Below are 19,893 nucleotides of genomic sequence, written 5' to 3' on the forward strand. Positions count from 1 at the left end.
ATTCTTCGCCGCCACCCGCACCACCTCTTTCTCGAGGACAGTGTACCATGAAGGACTCCACATTGTCAAATGAAGGCATTATTATAGCAGGAGGTCAAAATCATTGTCAATCGGTGAATCGGGGCATCCCTTGCCGCAAAACCTGACGTTACCCTTCGATCACCCAGTTCCTCAATGTACCGATGCCGTTCACTGAAATTTCGATACGATCCCCGACATCCAGAAACCGCGGAGGTTGAAAGCCCATCCCCACCCCCGCCGGCGTTCCGGTGGCGATGACATCCCCGGGCTCAAGGGTGATCCCCGCACTAATGACCTCCAGGATCGTCGGAATGTCAAAAATCAGGTCAGTCAGCCGGCCCCTCTGGCGCAGCTCGCCGTTGACCCGGGTTTCCAACACCATTTCTTGAATGGGAGGCGCATCTTCTTTCGGCACCACAAAAGGGCCCATGGGGCAAAACGTATCGAAGCTCTTCCCCAGGTGCCACTGTAGATGCCTGCGCTGCCAATCCCGGGCAGTGACGTCATTGATCAACGTGTACCCGAATATGTAATCCATCGCTTCTTTCCTGGACACCCCCCGGGCCCGGCGCCCCACCACCACCGCCAACTCACCCTCGTAATCCAATTGATCCGTCACACCTCGGTGGCGCAGAATCCCGCTCCCGTGGCCCGTCAGGGAAGAAGACGCTTTTGAAAACACCACTGGATACTCCGGACGCTCAGATTTCATCTCCCGGGCATGATCGGCGTAGTTCTTCCCCAGGCACAGAACATTCTTCCTCGGAGTCCCCAGAGGGGGCAACATCTCCACCTCTTCGATCGCAAAGACGACCCCGGCTCCGGGGGCCAACCAATCCGTGTCCCCAGCCTTTTCCAGAGCCTGATGAAGAGCACGCAGAGCCTCTCCAGCCGGCCCGTCCCAATCCTCGATCACCGCCCGTACATCGCCACCCGTCAATGGGCCATCCGCTACTAGACCCGCCTCGGAAAGACGCCGCTGGGCAGCCGCCGCGTCCACCACCCACCCCTCTCCCAGGGCGAGACCCAGTCGGGCCTCCCCATCGATCGCGAAACACCCCAGTCTCATCCTTTGCCCGCACCCCTTTCGGCCCTGTCTACCCAATCTGATTTATTATACACCCCTTTTCCGGGGCCGATTCAATAGGGAGACCGGGGCAGGCCGATGCGGTACTTTCCCCGGGACTCAATCCCCCCCAACCCATCCGTTCCGGTAATGGTGGAACGGACGACGTCAAAAATGTTCACCGTCTGATTAATGGGGGTGTAGGCGATTTTTTCCGCGATCAGTACCGGATCCAGGGCATGAATCAGGATCCGGTGGGGAGAACTGGCAAAATTCGCTCCCGCTTCGAGCAACCCTTCGTAATGGGATTGACAGGCTCCGGCGAAAATGATCAAGTCATCCAGACTTCTTTCCCACCTCCGGGCCACGCGCACGGCGCGAATAAAATGCTCGGAGTTCCGATAATTAAAAACATTCATGAGGTCCTGGCCCTTGCGCAGAAGCCCGTCGTGACCAGTGAGAATAAGAATGTCCGGCTGATGTCGATCCAGTAACTCCGGCAGCGCATCAGCCATGCGGGATTCCGGCATATGGCGCCCCTCGGCCGGGATGCCGAGATCCCGATAAGCCTGGAGACATTTGTTCAGATACGTGCCGTCTCCATCCAAGTGTAGAACCCGGCCGGGGCGCTCAAAAAAATCGTGAGTCTGGCGAAATTTCATCTCCGCCCGCATACGCAGTTTGTCCGCCTCTACCTCCCGGCGCCGCCGCACCAATTGAAGCGACTCCTTTTCCGCCCGGGATTCATCAGACAGATAGGTCCTGAGCTCCTCTTCACTCACCGCCACCAAGTCATCGAAGGGGGCATCGGCGATCAGTCGCACGTCCACCCCTTTGAGCACGGCGACCCGAGCTTCTTCGTCCACTTCGACGATCACAAAACACACGTCTTTCCCGTAAGACTGCCGCGCCACCACGTCACCCGGCTTCCACAAGGCCGCCCCTCCCCTCGCTTGGCTTGGCGCATCCATTCCGGCCCTCGGCTCTTCGCGGCATCTCCTCCGTCACCGCGGCCTGTCGTATTCTATGCCGAAGCGGATCAGCAAGTGTCGGATACTCGGGACATGGCCATCGGCATATAAGAAAGGGAAGGGAGGTACCCACGTGTGCTGTCGATCGTGCCGGCCTACAACGAGGCGGGGCGAATTGTTCGAGCCCTCCGCATCCTCCGCGCCTCCGGCGCAGACCCGGTGATCGTCATCGCCAACGGTTGTCGGGACGGTACTGAATGGCGGGTTCGATCTTTAGGTGATCCGCGGGTGGAAGTTTTGGTGTGGCCGCACCCCTTGGGGATTGATATTCCCCGGGCTGTGGGGGCAGCAGTGGCATTGGCCCGGGAAGTGCCGCACGCATTGTGGTACGACGGGGATTGGATCGGCGACGTCCGTCACGAACTCCGGCCGTTCATTCGAAAAGTGGAGCACTTTGACGTCGACCTCGCGCTGTGGGATCTGGGGGTGGACCAGTTTCCGGACCCGGCGCTGAACCATTTGTGGAATAAACTCAAGAACTCCCTGCCTTTCGGCAATCGCTTGGAAGGCGTTCATCCCAGTCTCGGGCCCGTGGCCTTATCGGCCCGGCTCCTTCGGGCCGTCCCATTGTCCGATGTGGCAAAACCGCCCACCCTCCTCGCCCACGCCGCTCGACTGGGCATGCGGGTGGAAGTCTTGGCGCGTTGCCCTCTCGCCCGGCTGGCTTCCGCCCACCGGGTCAACGGGCACCGCAGGGCCGTCCTCGAAGCTGTCACCGGGGACACCATGGAGGCGCTCTGCATCTTGAACAACCGTCCCCGCACCCGGCAGTTCGCCGGCAACCTGTACATCGGCGCCCATCGCGAACGCCGATGGGATCACTTGGCTACCCTCGTCCAATTTATCCGCGGGGGAGCATAAAACCCGATCCGACACCCTTTCGAGGAGCAACAAGCCTGGATTTTAACGTTTCGATGACGTGGTCCAAGATCGACGGGATCGCCTCCCGATGCCGAAAAGCCGCAAACTGCCGGAAGCCCCAAACCTGTCCGGCGCCCACCCCGGGCACGGCCTCCATGATCTCTACGGCGTCCAGAGTACACGCCGAGGCCATCTCTTCCCGAACATACATGCGGACCTCCGTGCCTTCAGGACCTTCGTAGGCCACAACGCTCATGTCCGCCCCCAGATCCAGGAGTGCCCGGGCTACAAAAGTGGGGATGTTGGTCCGGATCTCGGACAGAAGAATATTGTAATCGCCGAGTTTGACCCACCGGGATCCGAGGGCCGCCCGCAAAATCACTTCTCGGTCCCGGCGCTGATCGTCCAAGTAGAGCCGCTTCACATCCTCATAGGAGACCCCGCCGGTTTGCAGCAACTCGCCAAAGGTGCGAAACGACTCCGCATCCCCTTTGTGAAAATGGATCGTATCCGTGAGGATGCCGGCGGCCAAAGCCAAGGAGGCCTCTCGCCCTGGCAGGGCCCCCGCCGCTTTTAACAGGCGAAAGACGAGTTGGCAGGTCGAGGATACCGGCTCGTAGAGGGCATCGATCGCCCGGTCGACCAGCCGGTTGTCCGGATGGTGGTCGATGAGGTAGAATTTCTCCGGAACGGTGGGTTCCAGCTGGGAGGCATCGGCCGCGTCCACCACCACCACCGACTTAAAGGCTTCGGGATTTGGATTCTTAACCACTTTCATGCCGGTGACCTCAATCAGCCTTCGGGTGTGAATGGCCGGTTCCCGCGGAACGCCGACGGTGCCCCCCAGCCACTGGGCGAGGGCAAAAGACGCCCCCAGTGCGTCACTGTCCGCTTGGTCGTGGCAAAGGAAAAGAATCTCCGAGCCCCGCAGCAACCGTATCGTGTTCAAAAAAACTTCCACCTGGACCACCGCCCCCGCCCACAAACTAAGCTTTGGTATATTTATCCGCCACCTTCGACGCACCGAAGGAATCCGGCTTGATTTTCGCCGTATAACCACTGCTGGTGACCCAGCCCACGACCTCCCGAATCAACTGCCGACTGGCACCTTCCTCCCCGATATCCAGGTGCACCTCGATGTCCCGCAGGGCGCCGGCCTCACGTAGATAGTGTTGCACTTTCTCCCCCAACTCCACCGACATGGCCGCCTCGGTGTACAGACGCTGCGGCAGCGAACGAATGATGCGGTGGGACTCCCGATGAAAATAATACCGAGCTCCCTTTCCCACTCGATGAATGATGATGGCCATCGCGAACTGTGTCTTTCCTTGGGCTGGTCGATTCTGCGAATCGGTTCCGATGATCAGGCGATATGTCTCCCTGGGGGCCTCAGCCATAAATGCGACAATGTCGGTGACGACTTCCTCCAAATTGAGGCTCCCCTTGCTCGGGTTCCAAAATTCCACAATCCCCACCGCCTCATGGCATTGATTTGGGATAGACACCATCCGCCAACGCCTGCGCCAACCGCATAAACTCCTCCAAGGATAGCGTCTCCGCCCGCCGATCCGGTGCCACGCCGGCATCGCGGAGTGCCTGTGCAATAGAAGCCCGATCCCTCCCAGCCAAGGCGTGGGAAAGCGCGTTCAACAACGTTTTTCTCCGCTGGCCAAACCCCGCCCGGACCACCCGGGACAACCTGCGACTCATCTCGGGATCCGGGCGCGGGCGAAGGTCAAGCCGCACCACGACCGAATCCACCTCCGGCCTCGGCCAAAAACACGAGGCCGGCACCCGGGCCACCGACTCGATTTTTTCCGCAAACCACTGGACGGCCACGGTCAACGCCCCGTAGGTTTTGGTTCCCGGCTGCGCCGTCAGGCGGTCCGCCACTTCCCGCTGGACCATCAGCACCATCCGATCTATGACAGGTCCTGCCTCAAGAAGCTTCATCATCACCGGGGTGGTCACATAGTACGGGAGGTTCGCCACCACCCGGACGGTCCGGGAACCGAAGGCATCTTCACAGATTCGTGGAAGATCCACCTCCAACACGTCGCCCCAGCACACCTGCACATTCCCGAAATCGCGCAACACCTCGGATAACACCGGTTGCAATGCCCGATCTTTCTCGACGGCCAACACCCTCCACGCGGCCTGGGCCAAACGAAGGGTGAGGGCCCCCAATCCGGGCCCGATCTCCAACACAGCCTCTCGCCCGCTCAAATCCGCCGCAGCCACGATCCGTTCAAGGATTCGATCGTCAACCAGAAAATGCTGTCCAAGTGATTTCTTGGGGTGAAGGGCGTAGCGCCTCAACAGCTCGGCCGCGGAGGGTACAGAGGGCTGGGATTCAGTCATGGCTTCGCACGCCTCCCGCGGACCGGACCGCCGCCCGAAACTCCTCGGGGTCAACGCCGAGGACGTTCAGGCGCTTCCAAAAGGATTTGGCGTTCCCATATCCCACCCCCAGGTCCCGGGCCACCTTTGCCCGGCGGACCGAGGCCCCCGGCGCTCCCACCAGGCCGGCTTCCATCATGTCCGACCACGTGATGCGCCAGGCTTTGGCGGGGACCTCCGTGCGAACCCTGGCCAGCGCTCGGTCGATGGCAGATGGGCTTGCGTGTTCAATGCCGATATCACTTCCATCGGTGGCTTCTTCCGGTGGGATAAAAGCGTGTTTACACCCCGGCACCCTGTCGGCGATGCGCTTTCGAATCCGCTCACCCATGGCATCCGGGTCTGTCAGGATGATCACGCCCCTCTCAGCCACAACCTTGCGGAGGAACCCGATCAGTTCCCGGGAAACCGCCATGCCGCCCGTGACGACGACATCCGCTTTCACCGCTCGATCCACCGCCGCCTTGTCCCGCCATCCTTCCACAACCACCACTTCCGCCACCTCGGGTTTCGTCACGTCCGCCACCCTCTCCTCCGTCAACCCTGCACGCGAAACAGTCGCCGGGCATTCTCCCGGGTCGCTGAAGCCAACTGTTCAGGTTCCGTTTCCCGAATCTTGGCCAGGGTCTCGGCCACCAAAGCCACGTAGGCCGGTTCATTGCGTTTTCCTCGATAAGGTTCCGGGGTCAAATACGGTGCATCCGTCTCGATCAACAGCCGGTCCTCCGGCACCTGGGCCGCCACTTCCTTCGGCCGGCGGGCGTTCTTAAAGGTCACAGGTCCCCCGAAAGACAGGTAAAAGCCCAGGTGTAAACACTCCTGGGCCATATCCAAACTTCCGGAAAAGCAGTGCATCACGCCGCCGACCTCGGATGCCCCGGCCTGTTTCAAAATCTCCAACGTATCGGCGTGGGCCTCTCGGTCATGGACAATCACGGGAAGGTTCAACTCCCGGGCCAGGGCGATGTGCCGCTCAAAAACCTCTCTCTGCACATCCCGGGGGGAATGATCGTAATGATAGTCAAGCCCGATCTCCCCAATGGCCACCACCCGATCTTCCTTGGCGAGAAGTCTCAGCTTCTCCATGGCGGCCTCATCGGCCGACGAGGCGTCGTGGGGATGGATGCCCACCGCGGCGTAGAGGATATCGAACCGGTGGGCCAACTCCAAAGCCCGTTCCGAAGAAGGCAGATCGTAGCCGGGCACCACCACCGCCTCCACGCCCGCTTGCTCCGCCCGCTCCACGATCTCCGCCAAGTCGCCGGAAAAGGCTTCATCATTGAGGTGACTATGGGTATCAAATAACCGCATCTCGTTCGCCCCCCTTTTATTTTACTTTGGTACCCAGGGGGATATCGTCAGAAACGGTAGTCAGGACGAGGCGGTCACCCTCCGAGGCGGCGAGAATCATGCCCCTGGACTCCACTCCCCGCAGTTTGACGGGTTTAAGATTGGTCACCACCACCACCCGCTGACCCACCAACTCCTCGGGGCGATAGTACTGGGCAATCCCCGACACCACTTGCCGGACCTCACTTCCCAGGTCGATCATCAGTTTTAACAATTTATCCGCCTTGGGAATTCGTTCCGCTTCCACAATGCGGCCGACCCGCAGGTCGATTTTCTGAAACTCCTCGATTCCGATGAGTTTCGGTTCCTCATGGTTTTCGGCGACATCCTCGGCCTTGGCGATCCCTTCCGCTGCTCCGGCGCCATCCCCTCCGGCTGACCCGGCCCCGGTTACCTGCTTCGCACCGGAAGCGGAAGACGCGTTGCCTTCGGAGTCGGCAGCTCGACTCACCGCCCCAGTCGCTTCATCAATCGCCAGCACCTCCGCCTCCAGATCCAGCCGGGGAAACAGAGGGTCTCCTTTATACACCGGCAACCCCGGAGGCAAGGTTCCGAACATCCGGGCGCTATCCCAATGAGTGTGGGGGCCCGGGGACAGCCCCAATCGCCGCTGCATTTCCACGGGCGCCTTGGTCAGGAACGGCTGGAGCAGAATCGACACAATGCGGATCACCTCGGCCAAATGATACAACACCGTGTGCGCCCGTTCCGTCCTTCCCGCCTTCATCTCGGCCCAAGGCGCCGTCTCGTCGATATATTTGTTCGCCCGGCCCAACAGTTGCCAAATCGCCGCGAGCGCGGTGGAGAACTCCATTTTCTCCATCGCTTCCTCCACCCGGGTCACCGTCTCTGCCGCCAAGCTCCGCAATTCCCCGTCCGGATCCTGGACCATGGTGGGCGTCGGGATCCGGCCTCCGGCAAACCGTTCAATGAGGGGCAGGGTGCGATTTAACAGATTTCCAAGATCATTGGCCAGGTCAAAATTCAGCCGTTGGATCAACGCCTCGGGAGTGAAGACCCCGTCCGCGCCAAAAGGGATTTCCCGCAGGAGAAAATACCGGATCGCATCGGAGCCGTACCGGTCCAACAGAAGGTTCGGGTCAATCACGTTCCCCTTGGATTTTGACATCTTGCCTTGGGGCGTCAACAGCCATCCGTGACCGAACACTTTTTTCGGCAAAGGCAACCCTAACGCCATCAACATGATCGGCCAGTAGATCGTATGAAACCGCACGATTTCCTTTCCCACCACGTGGACGTCCGCCGGCCAATATCGTTCGAATTTCTCCCGTTCAGCCGGATCATCGGAAAGATACCCCAGAGCGGTGATGTAGTTGCTCAAAGCATCAATCCAGACATAGATGACATGCTCTGGATCTCCGGGAACGGGGATTCCCCAATCGAAGGTTGTGCGGGAGACGCACAGATCTTCTAACCCCGGTTTGATGAAATTGTTGATCATCTCGTGCTTCCGGGACTCGGGCTGGATAAAATCCGGGTTTTCTTCGTAATACCGAAGCAACTGGGGCACATACTTGCTCATGCGAAAGAAATAACTCTTTTCCCTCACCAGTTCCACCGGCCGCCCGCAGTCTGGACAACGTCCGCCCTCCGCTTGGCGGGCTGTCCAAAAAGACTCGCAGGGGGTGCAGTACAGCCCCTCATAGTCCGCTTGATAAATATCCCCTTGCTCCATCAACCGCTGGAAAATTCGCTGGACCGCTTTTTTGTGGCGGGGTTGGGTGGTACGGATAAAATCGTCGTAAGAGATGTCCAATTTTCTCCAAAGCTCTTGAATCCATCCGACGATCTCGTCGACAAAGGCTTGGGGCGTTTTGCCCTCCTCCCGGGCCCGGCGTTCGATCTTTTGTCCGTGCTCATCCGTGCCCGTCAGATACATCACGTCGTAGCCCCGAAGGCGTTTGTACCGAGCCATGGCATCCGCCGCCACCGTCGTGTAAGCGTGACCAATGTGCAGTTTATTGCTCGGATAATAAATGGGGGTGGTGATGTAAAACGTTTTGCGACCCATATCGCACCTCCTGGGAATCCCATACAAAAAACCCCTCGTCCCCAGGACGAGAGGGAGCGATTGTCCTGTTCTCAAAATTTTACCATGCTCCGAAAGAACAGGTCAAGAAATTCGCACCTTCGCGCCGGAGTTTCCGCACTTTCTACCGTCGACTAGGACTTTCGCCCTATTTTTCTAAAACTGGGTTGACTGTTATGGTAGTAATTGGTACACTTAGGATGCACCGCCTAGATGTCAACATTCGGTCATTTTACAGGGGGAGAGGGACATGAAATCCACAGGTATTGTCCGCAAGGTCGACGAGCTGGGCCGGGTGGTGATTCCCATCGAGCTGCGCCGCACCTTGAGCATCGGCGTCAAAGACGCCCTAGAGATTTACGTGGACGGCGACCGCATCGTGCTGAAAAAGTACGAGCCTGCCTGCATCTTTTGCGGGAACGCCGATGAGATCATCCACTTTAAAGGGCGCAATATCTGCCCGGCCTGCATCGCCGAGATGAGCAAGTAGCCCCCGGCGGATCCGGTACTTTCGGCCCGCGGCGCTCCGCGCCCGGGCTTTTTCATCTGTAACCCGGAGTTCGGACGATCGCCCCGGACGCCCTGGCGGAAGGCGTTATCCGTTTCCCTCTGCCCGCTTCAGATACGCCTGATACAGGGCCCGCCGGGATAACCGATGCCGCCGGGCAGTCTCCCGGATTGCGTCCCGGACGCTAACTCCCTGGGCCACCTGACGGGTTACCTCCTCGCACCATTGGTTCATATCGTCTTCCCCAGAAGATTCCCCTTCCCCAAAAATGCGATGTTCGTTCGACGCCGAGACTGCCCCTTCAACGACGAGGACCCATTCCCCTTTGGGTTCTTCCCCCTCCAACCAGCCGATCAACTCCCCCAAAGTTCCACGAACCACCTGCTCGTACCGTTTGGTCAATTCCCGGACGGCCGCAGCCCGTCGGTTCCCTAGCACTTGGGCCAGATCCCTCACGGTGCGAATCACCCGATGGGGCGCCTCATAAAGGATGATCGTCTCCGGGTATCCGGCCAACCGAGCGATCTCTTCTTCCCTCGCCCGGCCCGAGCGAGGCAAAAAACCCAGAAACACAAATCGATCGGTGGGAAGGCCAGAGATCACGAGAGCGGCAAGGGCGGCAGACGGACCGGGAACCACGGTAACCGGTACACCGGCATTCCGGGCAAGACGCACCAGGTCCGCCCCAGGGTCGGAGATTCCCGGCATCCCGGCATCGGTCACCAAGGCCACGAGCTTGCCCTCTTTCAGCCAATCTAAAACATCGGGTTCTCTCTGGATTCGGTTGTGCTCGTGATAGCTGACCAGCCGGGACCCGGAAATCTGAAAATGCGCCAGCAGTTGCCGGGTGCGCCGGGTGTCTTCGGCGAGGATAACATCCGCTTCCCCAAGCACCCGGAGCGCTCGGGTGGAAATATCCTCGAGGTTGCCGATGGGGGTCGCCACCAGCACCAAGCCCCTTTCCCGGGGCCCATCGAAAGAAAATTGACTGTCCATCACATCGCCTCCGGCTGAGCACCCGTTAAAGAAAAGAGCGGCTCCCGCCGCCCGTTCATCCGGTTTTATTCAATAACGATAAGCAAAACAAGCAGTCGCCATCGGTGCGCAAACTCCCAAACCGCACATGACAGACGTGAAAACCGTCATGATAAATCCTCGCCAGGTTGTCGTATCCATCCCCGGGATGAACCTGCTCCTCCGGGTGAAGTTGATCGAGAATCTTCCGCAACTTCGCGTTTTCCATGGTGAGCTTTTGGTTCTCTTCGATCAACTCGACGATCTTCCGCTTCAAGCTGCCCACTTGGGCGTAAAGTTCTCCGATCCGCTCTTCCACATTGGCCACTTCGGCGAACACCGCTTGTTTATCCAAGATCAACACCCCGTTGCCCGACTGCGGGGAATCATGCGCTGGTCGTCCGCCCCGCCCCTGGATACGAGTCGGCCTCATACTTCAAGCAACACATGAGCCTCCCGCATAGCCCGGAAATCTTCGACGGATTAAGGGACAACTGCTGATCTTTTGCCATGCGGATCGAGACCGGTACAAACTCCCCCAACCAACTGGAACAACAGGTCACTCGTCCACAGGGGCCGATCCCGCCAACCATCTTCGCTTCGTCCCTCACCCCGATCTGACGCAGTTCGATCCGGGTGCGGAATGCCGCAGCGAGGTCCTTCACCAGTTCCCGAAAGTCCACGCGGCCTTCGGCGGTGAAGTAAAAGATCAGTTTATTGCGATCAAAGGTGTATTCGGCATCCACCAATTTCATCGGCAAGCAATGCCGGCGAATCAAATCCGCGCACACGCCCAGCGCTTCTTTCGCCGCGCGGCGATTCCCTTCCATCTGGCGTTCATCTTCTTCGGTGGCCAGCCGTATAATGGGCTTCAGCGGCAAAACGACCTCGTCCTCGGTCACCTCGCGGGGAGCCAACCCCACTTCTCCATACTCGACGCCGCGAGCGGTTTCGACAATCACCCAGTCGCCCTGGTCCACGGGTTCAGATCCGGGGTCAAAATAATACAGTTTCCCGGCCGGCCGGAACCGTACGCCGACTACCGTGTACATTTTTCTCATTCCTCCTGCAGCCTCAGAACCATGCGCTCCAGCGTCAGCTGGGGGTTGGCATGGGCCTGCAGGCGTCGTTTCGCGTCGATCACCTCCCCCATTCTTTCCACGAGAGGGGCGATCGAGCCATGCCGTGCTGCCTGGGAGGAAAGTTCGCGCCGATGGTCGATAAACACCACTTGGTCCGACAAACCCAGCGAGGTATAGAGGACATCTCGGTACCAACACGCCAGCACGTCGAGGAGCCACAGACACTCGGGGGCAGACCATTGTCCCCGGCCCACCCGGGAAAAAAGCTCCAGGAGGGGCTTACCCTTGTGCTCCTCCACCGCCTGCACCCATTCTACCACCCAACCGGCAATATCGGCAAATACGGCGATATCCAACGGATTTTCACCGTCCGCCTCTTTATCCGCGTCCTCCCCGGAGCCCGAGTCAGACAAGCCCAAATACGCGAATAAACGGGCCATCTCCTCCCCAACTCCCCGGGAGGTCCACTCCCGGTACAAAACCTCTGGCCTCGGCGCCGAGAATCGGAGAACCTGACACCGGGAACGCACCGTGGCCAGCACCCCTTCCAGGCGCTTTGCCGTCAAAATCCCCACCGTCCCGGGGGCCGGCTCCTCGAGAAACTTCAGCAAGGAGTTCGCCGCCTCGGGAGTCATGCGATCCGCCCCGTGAATGATGTACACCCGGTTCTCCCTTTCGATCGCACGCAAGGAGAAGAACCGCTGTAGCTCCCGAAGCTGGTCTATTTTAATGCTCTGGCCGTCCGGATACACCTGGACCAACCCGGGATGATTCCCGTGGGCCAGCCGACGGCAGGATGGGCAAAAACCACAGGGCGGATTCGCTCGATCCTCGCAGAGAATCCCAGAAGCCAAATATTCCGCAGCTTGATCCTGGTCTCCGGTTTCGGGGCCCACGAACAGGTAAGCGTGCGCCCACTCCCCCCGCCGCAGCCACCGGCGAAGCTGGAACCATCCCCCGCCTGACTGTTCAACGCCATCCCGATCATTCACCGCCGCCCACCGTCCCTCGTTGTCATTCCCGATCTCATTCCAGCATTCAGGCCGTGGCCTGAATCAGCAAGCCCCGAATCTCTCCGATGAGCGCCAGCAGCCGGATACGGTCTTTTTCCACTCCCCGAAGCACATCCGCGATCTCGAGGACCCGTTCATCCAAGATCGCCAGCAATTTCAAAAGCTGCGGACGCCCCCGCCGGTCCCGTCCCGTCTCTTCCCGGACAATCAAACCGAGTCGCACCGCCCGTTCCAGAAATTCCTTCAGCGCCTCCTTGTACCGTTGGAGATCCTCCAACCGCATCCGTTCCGATAGGCCAGCCGCTGCCTCCTCCATGCGTTTGAAGGATTCATCGAGTTCTTCCCTGCCGATCCTCTTGATTTGGGCATCAAAAACTTGTCCAAAGGAAGGCCGGGACAAGTCCCCGCCGGAAAAAAGGCGGCTGGCCGGCTGGTCTCGCCACCACTGGGTTAGGGTTTGATCCACTCGCAATCTTACCGCCCCTCTCCCCACGCAATCCGAGGTGCACCTGGGTTCAGAAATGTTCGAACCTCTCCACATCCAGTACGAACACCGTGGCTCCGCCGACCTGAACGGAAATCGGCACCGGAACTTCTGCATCGACGTTTCCCACCGGGGCAAAGGGGGTCACCACTTGTTCCCGGGCCCTGCAGCTCCGGTGGATACATTCCACCACGTCGTTGACCCGTTCATCATCCACCCCAATCAAGAAGGTGGTGTTCCCCGCCTTCAGAAATCCGCCAGTACTCGCCAACTTCGTGGCGCGATATCCGCGCTTCACCAATTCTGCCGCCAAGCGCCCGCTGTCTTTGTCCTGGACCACCGCGATCACGAGGCGCATGGGTGTCACCTCCTCAAAGATTCAAGAGGATCTTGACATCTCGCCAGATCGCTTCCGCCACCATCTCCGGCGGCAACGTGCCATCGATCACTCGGTAGCGCGGAGATATTTGGGCTTGCCCAAGAAACCATCTGCGGACCGCTTCATGGTACTCGATGCTCCGTTCCTCAATGCGGTCCATGACACCGTACACAGAGTGCCGCGCCCTCACCCGGTCCAATCCCACCTCTGCCGGAACATCGATCAGATAGGTTCGCATGGGTTCAAGCCCTTCGGTGGCCCAGTGATTGAGGCGAGCCAGTTCTTCCCGATCCAGTCCCAGCGCCCCTTGGTACGCCAAGCTCGCATCCACATAACGATCACAGATCACCACGGCCCCGCTTTCCAAGTGTGGGCGGATGAATTCGCCGACCAACTGGGCCCTGGAAGCGGCATAGAGCAACGCCTCGGTACGAGGGATCATGTCCCGGTGATGGGGGTCGAGCAGAATGCCCCGGATCTTGTCACTGATCGGTGTACCCCCCGGTTCCCGGGTGGTGATACAACGTATGCGAACTTCCTGGAGACGACTCGCCAACAGAGTGACCTGAGTGGATTTTCCCGCCCCGTCCGGCCCTTCAAAGGTGATAAATACCCCTGTCACTCCCGCCCCTCCTCCGTCACCGCCACCACTTCCTCATCGGAAGGCATGCCGACCAAGCGAACCCCCATGGACCGCCCCATTCGGATCAGTTCATTGTGAAGAGGGCGGATCCGCTCCCCGGGCAGGAGCATGGGAATGCCGGGCGGGTAAGGAATCACGGCCCGGGCGGCCTGCAGCCCCAAAGCTTTCCCCAGGGGAACCCATCGGACTTTCCGGGCCAGTCGGGGCCTGATGAGGTCCTGCCCTTCTTCATTGTGCCACAGTTCCTGCAGAAGGGCCGCCCACTCGGCTGCCTCCGTGCCCGGGAAGACCCGTGAACCCCGCCGGCCCTCGGCGGGTTCCCCAACCCCGCCGATCTCCATGGCCACGTCTTGCAGGCCTTTGACAAGCCGGCCGATGATCCGGCTGTCGTCCCCCGGTCCGGCAACAAAGGTCACCGCGGTCGGTTCCTCCAATTCCGGCCAGATCCCCCGCCGTCGGAGGGCCTCTCCCCACTCGATCCCTGTCCCTCGAGACCCAACGACCCCCAAGGTCAAGCGGGCGGGATCCAGGCCAACTCCTCCCGCCCGACGGGCCCTCTCGGCAGTCAACACGTCAACCCCAGGAACAGCATCCAATTCTTCCCGAACTTGAGCCAGTGTCTGAACCACGGAGTCAAGGCGCCTCCCGCCTTCATCTTGCATCCACTGTCGAGCCAGATCCAAGGAAACCATCAGCAGGTAGGAAGGGCTGGAAGATTGAACCATCGCCAAGGACTCTCGTATCCGCTGACGGTCCACCCGATTGCCGCGCAGGTGCAACACCGCCGACTGGGTCAACGATCCCATCGTCTTATGCCAACTTTGCACAACCGCGTCCGCCCCCGAAGCCAGGGCGCCAGGCGGACTTCCCTGGACAAAGGGAAAATGCCCTCCGTGAGCCTCGTCTACCAACAATAGCCCTCCCCGGCGGTGTACCTCCTCGGCCAAGGAAGCCAGATCACTACACACGCCGTGATAAGTCGGACTCGTCACCAGCACTGTCCGAATTTCGGGATGCGCTCCGAGGATGCGCGCCACCGTTTCTACCCTTATGCCCCCTGGCACACCCAGGTCATACTCCCAGTCGGGAGCCACCACTAGCGCCGATGCCCCTGCCAACATCAACCCCGAGATCACCGAGCGGTGCACATTCCGGGCAATCAGCACCGTCTCCCCGGGTTCACAGGTGGCCAGAAGCATGGCGATGTTCCCGACCGTACTCCCTCCGACGAGGAAAAAGCTCTCGTCCGCCCCAAACGTTTGAGCAACCAAGACCTGGGCTTCGGCAATGGGACCTTCCGGCTGGTGCAAATCGTCCAACCCGGGAAGTTCAGTCAAATCCAGCTTAAGCCCCGCCCCCAGCCACCGGATGAGGTCCGGCGGCGCGCCCCGACCCATCTTGTGTCCGGGAACGTGCCACGGTACCGGCCTTGCCGCGACATGTCGAACAAGCGCTTCCCAAAGCGGTGTCGGCATTCGATCACTCCATCCCGAACCCGTTAAAGTCGCCTTCATTATAAACAATCCCTGCACCCTTCGCACGACTCCCACGGGCTCCCGCCGCCCCCGGGCAAGTTGTCAGAGCCCGTCCGAGTGCTATAATTAAAGACATTCTTTAGCCATATTTACGATGGAACGATTGAAGATCATTTCGGGTTTGCCCGATCCCAAAGGAGGTCTTCTTCTGTGGCCGTTCAGCCCACAGCCGGGCTCAGCCTGATTCTCCGCCTGGAACTTCAGAACTCCACGGCAACTTTTGGCCGCCTCGCCTCCACCATTGGCGAAGCGGGCGGCGACATCATTGCCGTCGATTTGATCAGCGCGGGCAAAGAGACTGTCGTCCGGGACATCACTGTCAACGTTTACGATCAAGCGCACGGAAAGAAACTGGTGGCCGCCCTGGCAGCTCTGCCCGGGGTCAAGGTGATCAACGTATCCGATCGCACGTTTCTCATGCATCTGGGCGGTAAAATCGAGGTCCACCCACGGGTGCCGGTCAAGAATCGCGATGATCTTTCCATGGTGTATACCCCGGGCGTGGCCCGGGTGTGTGAAGCGATCCGGGAAGACCCGTCGAAGGTGTTCCAGCTCACAATTAAGCGAAACACCGTGGCGGTGGTGAGTGATGGAACGGCGGTTCTCGGGCTTGGAGACATCGGTGCTTCAGCCGCTCTTCCAGTGATGGAAGGGAAGGCCATGTTATTCAAACAGTTTGCCGGGGTTGATGCGTTTCCCATCTGCTTGGATAGCAAAGATCCAGATGCCATCGTGGACATCGTCACCAGTATGGCGCCGGCTTTTGGAGGCATAAATCTGGAGGACATCTCCTCGCCAAGATGTTTTTATATCGAAGATCGTCTTCGCGAGCGCCTGGATATCCCAGTGTTTCACGATGATCAACACGGGACCGCCGTCGTTTTGTTAGCTGGCCTGTTGAATGCGTGTAAAGTGGTTGGAAAGCGATTGGAAGATTTAAAAGTAGTGGTGGTAGGCATCGGCGCGGCGGGGGTGGCCTGCACCAAGATTTTGTTGCACGCCGGGGTCCGCAACATCATTGGCGTCGACCGTAGCGGCGCCCTGGTAAGAGGGGAACAATACGACAATCCGGTGTGGCAATGGTACGCCGAAGAAACGAACCCGGAGGGGCTACGCGGCTCCCTGTCTGACGTGATCGAAGGGGCGGATGTATTCATCGGCGTATCAGCGCCGGGGATCCTCCGGGTGGAAGATGTCAAGCGGATGGCGAAGGATCCCATTGTGTTCGCCATGGCGAATCCCGTGCCGGAAATCAGTCCCGAGGACGCCGAACCCTACGTTCGCGTCATGGCCACCGGACGGTCCGATTATCCCAACCAGATTAACAACGTCCTGTGTTTCCCTGGTATCTTCCGGGGGGCTCTCGATTGCCGGGCCAGAGAGATCAACGAAGATATGAAGCTGGCTGCCGCCGAGGCCATCGCATCGGTGGTGGGTGAAGATGAACTGAGTGAAACGTACATCGTCCCCAGTGTTTTTAATAAGAAAGTGGCTAAAGCAGTCAGCCGGGCGGTGATCGAAGCGGCGTTCCGAACGGGCGTCGCTCGCCGGGAGAGGCGGGACCTTCTTGAGGTCTGACACCGGGGACTCCCATCCCCGGGGTTTCCCCGACCGTATCGGTGCTTCCGTCAGGAAGGCGGCCCCACCGCCGGGCGCCGCCGTCACACCGGAAGCCACCATCGCAACCAGAGAAGCGCCAAAGCCCCTGGCAGGCCGAACAATCCTAGAATAGCGGCAGTGATCGGGTTCCAGGGTACGTGAAACTGATGGGCTTGCCCCAGCCAATTGGCCGCCCAGATCACGGCCCCGCCGACCACCAATCCACGGACAAACCGGCCTAAGAACCGCAGGGGGTTGCGGATCACATACGCCAGCAGGGCGATGGCCAAACCGGCTGCGCATAACGCCGCCAGGAGATCAATCTTTCCCATGGTCGGTCCTCCTTGCCCCGGGACAGTGGTATCAGCACCATCCTATGCCGGGGTGGACCAGCTTAGACCCATTCCAACGCGGCACTGGCGTAGGTGAATCCCCCTCCGAAGGCGGTAATCGCCACCCGGGTACCTGGGCTCAGGCGCCCTGCATCCCGAGCTTCAGTGAGAGCCATGGGAATCGATGCCGCCGACGTATTGCCGTAATGCTGGATATTGATCCAAGCCTTGTCGGCCAATCCGAGACGCTGCCCCACCGCCTCGATAATCCGTGCATTGGCCTGGTGAGGCACCAACAGGTCAACCTCTAAACCTCCCCACGCCCGGTCCGCAACCCGGCGAACCGATTCTTCCATCGTCCGCACCGCAAACTTGAAAACTTCCCGTCCGGTCATGTTGATATAACGGTCTGAAGACTCCAACAGCTCCGCAGTAACCGGTTTCTTAAATCCTCCAACCCAAACGTTCAGAAATTCTGTACCCCGAGCGTCGGCACCCAGTTCAAAAGCCTGAATCCCTCCTTGAGAAACTTCCCCCACCACCGCAGCTCCAGCCCCGTCTCCAAACAATACACACGTCGCGCGATCTTTCCAATTGGTGATTCGCGATAGCGTCTCCGCCCCAATGACGAGCACCTTGTTCATCCGTCCCGACTCCACCATGGAGGTGGCCAAGGAAAGCCCATAAATAAACCCCGAACACGTGGCCCCGACGTCCACTGCCCCCGCTTGCCAGGCTTCGAGGCCCTTTTGCACCATCACCGCCGTAGTCGGAAATGGCTGGTCTGGAGTGGTGGTGGCCACCAGGATCAGATCCAAATCCTCGGGACCGCAGCCAGCGTCCGCCAAGGCCGCCCGGGCGGCTTGTACTCCGAGGTCCGAACTGCCCACACCGGGGTCAGCAATGTGCCGCTCTTCAATCCCGGTTCGCTGCCGGATCCACTCATCCGATGTATCCACCATGCGCTCAAGATCCCGGTTCGTGAGCACCTTCGGAGGCACGTACATCCCCAGGCCAACAATCCCCGCTCGCCGCATACGGACTCCCCCTTTGATCGTTCATGGCTCTTATTGTAGAGTTTTATGACCTGGTGTCAAGTTCAGCCCATAAAAATTCCCGGTCCCCGACCGGTGAAACCGCCTCACTCGGTTCGCCGGGTGCTTTTTTTGAGCGGGGATGGTCACGTGGACGTCGAAGTCTCGGCCGGAAGATCTGTGGGAAGCCCAAAGGACTCCAGCAACTTTCGTAACTCCGCGGGCAGCGGGGCCACGAACCTCCGCCCATCGGCAAGAGTCAATGCGTAGGCATGCAGGAACTGATGCCGCAAGCCCCGTAAAGGTTTTCCTCCATATTTGATGTCCCCGACCAAGGGATGACCCACTCCAGCGAGATGAGCTCGAATCTGATGCGTCCGCCCGCTCAGCAATGTAATGTCCAAAAGCGTCAACCTCTCCGCCACGGCCAGCGGGCGGTACCGGGTTTCGGCTTCCAAGGTCTCCGGTGCCACGCCGTGCCGTCCGCGCCTTTCCCTGGCCAGGCGCGTTCGGTTTTTCTCATGATCTCGAATCAACGCTTGTTTCAGCGTACCCGGGGTCTCAATACGGCCGTGTACCAAAGCCAAATAACGTTTGTCCACCTGGCGCCCGCGAATTTCATCAGCGAGTTCTCTCAGGGCCTGGGCATGTTTACCGATCAAAACGATTCCGCTGGTATTGCGGTCCAGTCGGTTCGCCGCCGCCGGTGCGAAAGCCCGCCCGTCCCATTCGCCTTTATCATAAAGGTAAGCCAGGACCCGATTGATCAACGTATCCCGGTGCTCCTGCCGATCCGGATGGGTCAGCAGTCCCGCGGGCTTATTCACAACCAGAAGATCGCCGTCTTCATACAGGATCTCGAAGGTCCGGGGAACGCCCTGAAACTTCGGCCCCCGGCGCCGCAAGGCGGCGTACTCCTCGTCGGATACAAACAGTTGGACGGTGTCGCCCTCGTGAAGCACCAAATCCGGTTTGCCTTTTTTCCGGTTCACCTTCACCCGGCCCACCCGGATCCATTTGTACACCCCGCTGAGCGGCAATCCTGGTAAATTTTGACGCAAAAACCGATGCAATTTTTTCCCATTCTCAGCCCGGGTGATGGGATACTCCACCATGGGCGACACGCCTCCCTTACCGGCTTTTGGAGCGGGCCGTCACCCCGTCATGTCCCTGGAAATCCGCCGCCGAAGTCCGGGCGGCACCCCGGACCAGACCTTCTTCCGGCGGCACAGAGAGGTGTTGTTTTCGGGCAACCTTCATCAAATATTCGTACTTGCGTTGAGCGGCCTGAACGGCGTAGATAGCGTGGTCGATCAACTCGGGCTCGACCACATTATCCAACAAATGCTGAGCTCTCATCCATTCGTCCCGGGTCCGCCGAATCTCGAGAAGAAGTTCCGCCCGCTCCCGTTCTGCCTCATTCCCCTCCCGGGTCCGCCTTTTACACTGGGCCCACCGCAAAATCGGCTTCATCCCATCCCCTCCCACCGG

Annotated in this window: 22 protein-coding genes and 1 pseudogene; 3 read left to right on the forward strand and 20 right to left on the reverse strand. The window is 59.6% G+C overall.

Going from position 1 to position 19,893, the window contains the following annotated elements:
• Positions 1–148 precede the first annotated feature (148 nt).
• A complete protein-coding gene (locus K6T64_RS10885) occupies positions 149–1,090 on the reverse strand; it encodes a fumarylacetoacetate hydrolase family protein (protein ID WP_288010142.1) in 942 nt (313 codons plus the stop codon).
• A 71-nt stretch (positions 1,091–1,161) separates the two neighbouring features.
• A complete protein-coding gene (gene yabG / locus K6T64_RS10890; protein ID WP_170084615.1) occupies positions 1,162–2,022 on the reverse strand; it encodes a sporulation peptidase YabG in 861 nt (286 codons plus the stop codon).
• Positions 2,023–2,193: 171 nt separating this feature from the next.
• On the opposite strand from yabG, the gene K6T64_RS10895 reads away from it, so the two are divergent.
• Complete coding sequence (locus tag K6T64_RS10895; RefSeq protein ID WP_100666476.1) at positions 2,194–2,979, forward strand: glycosyltransferase family 2 protein; 786 nt, start codon at positions 2,194–2,196, stop codon at positions 2,977–2,979.
• On the opposite strand, the gene K6T64_RS10900 is transcribed toward K6T64_RS10895, so the two are convergent.
• From K6T64_RS10900 to metG, 6 genes are read right to left on the reverse strand one after another with little or no spacing between them, the layout of a single operon-like run.
• Positions 2,960–3,940 carry a DHH family phosphoesterase gene (locus K6T64_RS10900; RefSeq protein ID WP_288010144.1) on the reverse strand — a complete coding sequence of 327 codons (981 nt, stop codon included), beginning with the start codon at positions 3,938–3,940 and terminating at the stop codon, positions 2,960–2,962. The genes K6T64_RS10895 and K6T64_RS10900 overlap by 20 nt on opposite strands.
• Before the next feature lie 25 nt (positions 3,941–3,965).
• Positions 3,966–4,445 (reverse strand): ribonuclease H-like YkuK family protein, encoded by a 480-nt coding sequence (locus K6T64_RS10905; protein ID WP_100669069.1) that lies wholly within the window; start codon positions 4,443–4,445, stop codon positions 3,966–3,968.
• 13 nt (positions 4,446–4,458) lie between these two features.
• Positions 4,459–5,340 carry a 16S rRNA (adenine(1518)-N(6)/adenine(1519)-N(6))-dimethyltransferase RsmA gene (rsmA, locus tag K6T64_RS10910; RefSeq protein WP_170084613.1) on the reverse strand — a complete coding sequence of 294 codons (882 nt, stop codon included), beginning with the start codon at positions 5,338–5,340 and terminating at the stop codon, positions 4,459–4,461.
• Entirely contained in the window at positions 5,333–5,905 is a 573-nt protein-coding gene (rnmV, locus tag K6T64_RS10915; RefSeq protein WP_170084612.1) for a ribonuclease M5, read from the reverse strand. The genes rsmA and rnmV overlap by 8 nt, the downstream gene beginning before the upstream one ends.
• A gap of 11 nt (positions 5,906–5,916) precedes the next feature.
• Positions 5,917–6,690: a TatD family hydrolase gene (locus K6T64_RS10920; RefSeq protein WP_288010147.1), complete on the reverse strand. Its 774-nt coding sequence runs from the start codon at positions 6,688–6,690 to the stop codon at positions 5,917–5,919.
• Between the two features lie 16 nt (positions 6,691–6,706).
• Entirely contained in the window at positions 6,707–8,761 is a 2,055-nt protein-coding gene (metG, locus tag K6T64_RS10925) for a methionine--tRNA ligase (RefSeq protein ID WP_170084610.1), read from the reverse strand.
• Positions 8,762–9,029: 268 nt separating this feature from the next.
• Between metG and K6T64_RS10930 the strand changes: the two genes are divergently transcribed.
• Positions 9,030–9,269, forward strand: coding sequence for an AbrB/MazE/SpoVT family DNA-binding domain-containing protein (locus K6T64_RS10930; protein ID WP_013074122.1), 240 nt, complete (start codon positions 9,030–9,032; stop codon positions 9,267–9,269).
• A 105-nt stretch (positions 9,270–9,374) separates the two neighbouring features.
• On the opposite strand, the gene rsmI is transcribed toward K6T64_RS10930, so the two are convergent.
• From rsmI to K6T64_RS10970, 8 genes and pseudogenes are all read right to left on the reverse strand, one after another.
• Positions 9,375–10,283, reverse strand: coding sequence for a 16S rRNA (cytidine(1402)-2'-O)-methyltransferase (gene rsmI, locus K6T64_RS10935; RefSeq protein WP_288010149.1), 909 nt, complete (start codon positions 10,281–10,283; stop codon positions 9,375–9,377).
• Between the two features lie 55 nt (positions 10,284–10,338).
• Positions 10,339–10,656 (reverse strand): initiation-control protein YabA, encoded by a 318-nt coding sequence (locus K6T64_RS10940; protein WP_100666469.1) that lies wholly within the window; start codon positions 10,654–10,656, stop codon positions 10,339–10,341.
• 52 nt (positions 10,657–10,708) lie between these two features.
• A pseudogene (locus tag K6T64_RS10945) lies at positions 10,709–11,353 on the reverse strand (PSP1 domain-containing protein); the annotation flags it as partial.
• A 5-nt stretch (positions 11,354–11,358) separates the two neighbouring features.
• The gene (gene holB, locus K6T64_RS10950) at positions 11,359–12,375 is read right to left on the reverse strand and encodes a DNA polymerase III subunit delta' (RefSeq protein ID WP_288010152.1); all 1,017 of its coding nucleotides are present in this window, start codon (positions 12,373–12,375) and stop codon (positions 11,359–11,361) included.
• 46 nt (positions 12,376–12,421) lie between these two features.
• Positions 12,422–12,862, reverse strand: coding sequence for a YaaR family protein (locus K6T64_RS10955; protein ID WP_232059783.1), 441 nt, complete (start codon positions 12,860–12,862; stop codon positions 12,422–12,424).
• Positions 12,863–12,911: 49 nt separating this feature from the next.
• On the reverse strand, positions 12,912–13,238 hold the full coding sequence (locus tag K6T64_RS10960; protein ID WP_013074116.1) for a cyclic-di-AMP receptor: 327 nt from the start codon (positions 13,236–13,238) through the stop codon (positions 12,912–12,914).
• Between the two features lie 13 nt (positions 13,239–13,251).
• Positions 13,252–13,881, reverse strand: coding sequence for a dTMP kinase (gene tmk, locus K6T64_RS10965; RefSeq protein ID WP_100666465.1), 630 nt, complete (start codon positions 13,879–13,881; stop codon positions 13,252–13,254).
• Entirely contained in the window at positions 13,878–15,452 is a 1,575-nt protein-coding gene (locus K6T64_RS10970) for an aminotransferase class I/II-fold pyridoxal phosphate-dependent enzyme (RefSeq protein ID WP_288010156.1), read from the reverse strand. Before K6T64_RS10970 ends, tmk begins: the two co-directional genes overlap by 4 nt.
• A gap of 165 nt (positions 15,453–15,617) precedes the next feature.
• Between K6T64_RS10970 and K6T64_RS10975 the strand changes: the two genes are divergently transcribed.
• Entirely contained in the window at positions 15,618–17,015 is a 1,398-nt protein-coding gene (locus tag K6T64_RS10975; protein ID WP_414467677.1) for an NAD-dependent malic enzyme, read from the forward strand.
• A gap of 83 nt (positions 17,016–17,098) precedes the next feature.
• On the opposite strand, the gene K6T64_RS10980 is transcribed toward K6T64_RS10975, so the two are convergent.
• From K6T64_RS10980 to K6T64_RS10995, 4 genes are all read right to left on the reverse strand, one after another.
• A complete protein-coding gene (locus K6T64_RS10980; RefSeq protein WP_100666462.1) occupies positions 17,099–17,368 on the reverse strand; it encodes a pro-sigmaK processing inhibitor BofA family protein in 270 nt (89 codons plus the stop codon).
• 62 nt (positions 17,369–17,430) lie between these two features.
• Positions 17,431–18,405 carry a beta-ketoacyl-ACP synthase III gene (locus K6T64_RS10985; protein WP_100666461.1) on the reverse strand — a complete coding sequence of 325 codons (975 nt, stop codon included), beginning with the start codon at positions 18,403–18,405 and terminating at the stop codon, positions 17,431–17,433.
• A gap of 143 nt (positions 18,406–18,548) precedes the next feature.
• The gene (locus tag K6T64_RS10990; protein WP_288010158.1) at positions 18,549–19,517 is read right to left on the reverse strand and encodes an RluA family pseudouridine synthase; all 969 of its coding nucleotides are present in this window, start codon (positions 19,515–19,517) and stop codon (positions 18,549–18,551) included.
• A gap of 16 nt (positions 19,518–19,533) precedes the next feature.
• Positions 19,534–19,875, reverse strand: coding sequence for a YaaL family protein (locus K6T64_RS10995; RefSeq protein WP_170084600.1), 342 nt, complete (start codon positions 19,873–19,875; stop codon positions 19,534–19,536).
• Positions 19,876–19,893: the final 18 nt, after the last annotated feature.

The sequence above is a fragment of the Kyrpidia sp. genome, assembly GCF_023512215.1.
GTDB lineage: Bacteria > Bacillota > Bacilli > Kyrpidiales > Kyrpidiaceae > Kyrpidia > Kyrpidia spormannii.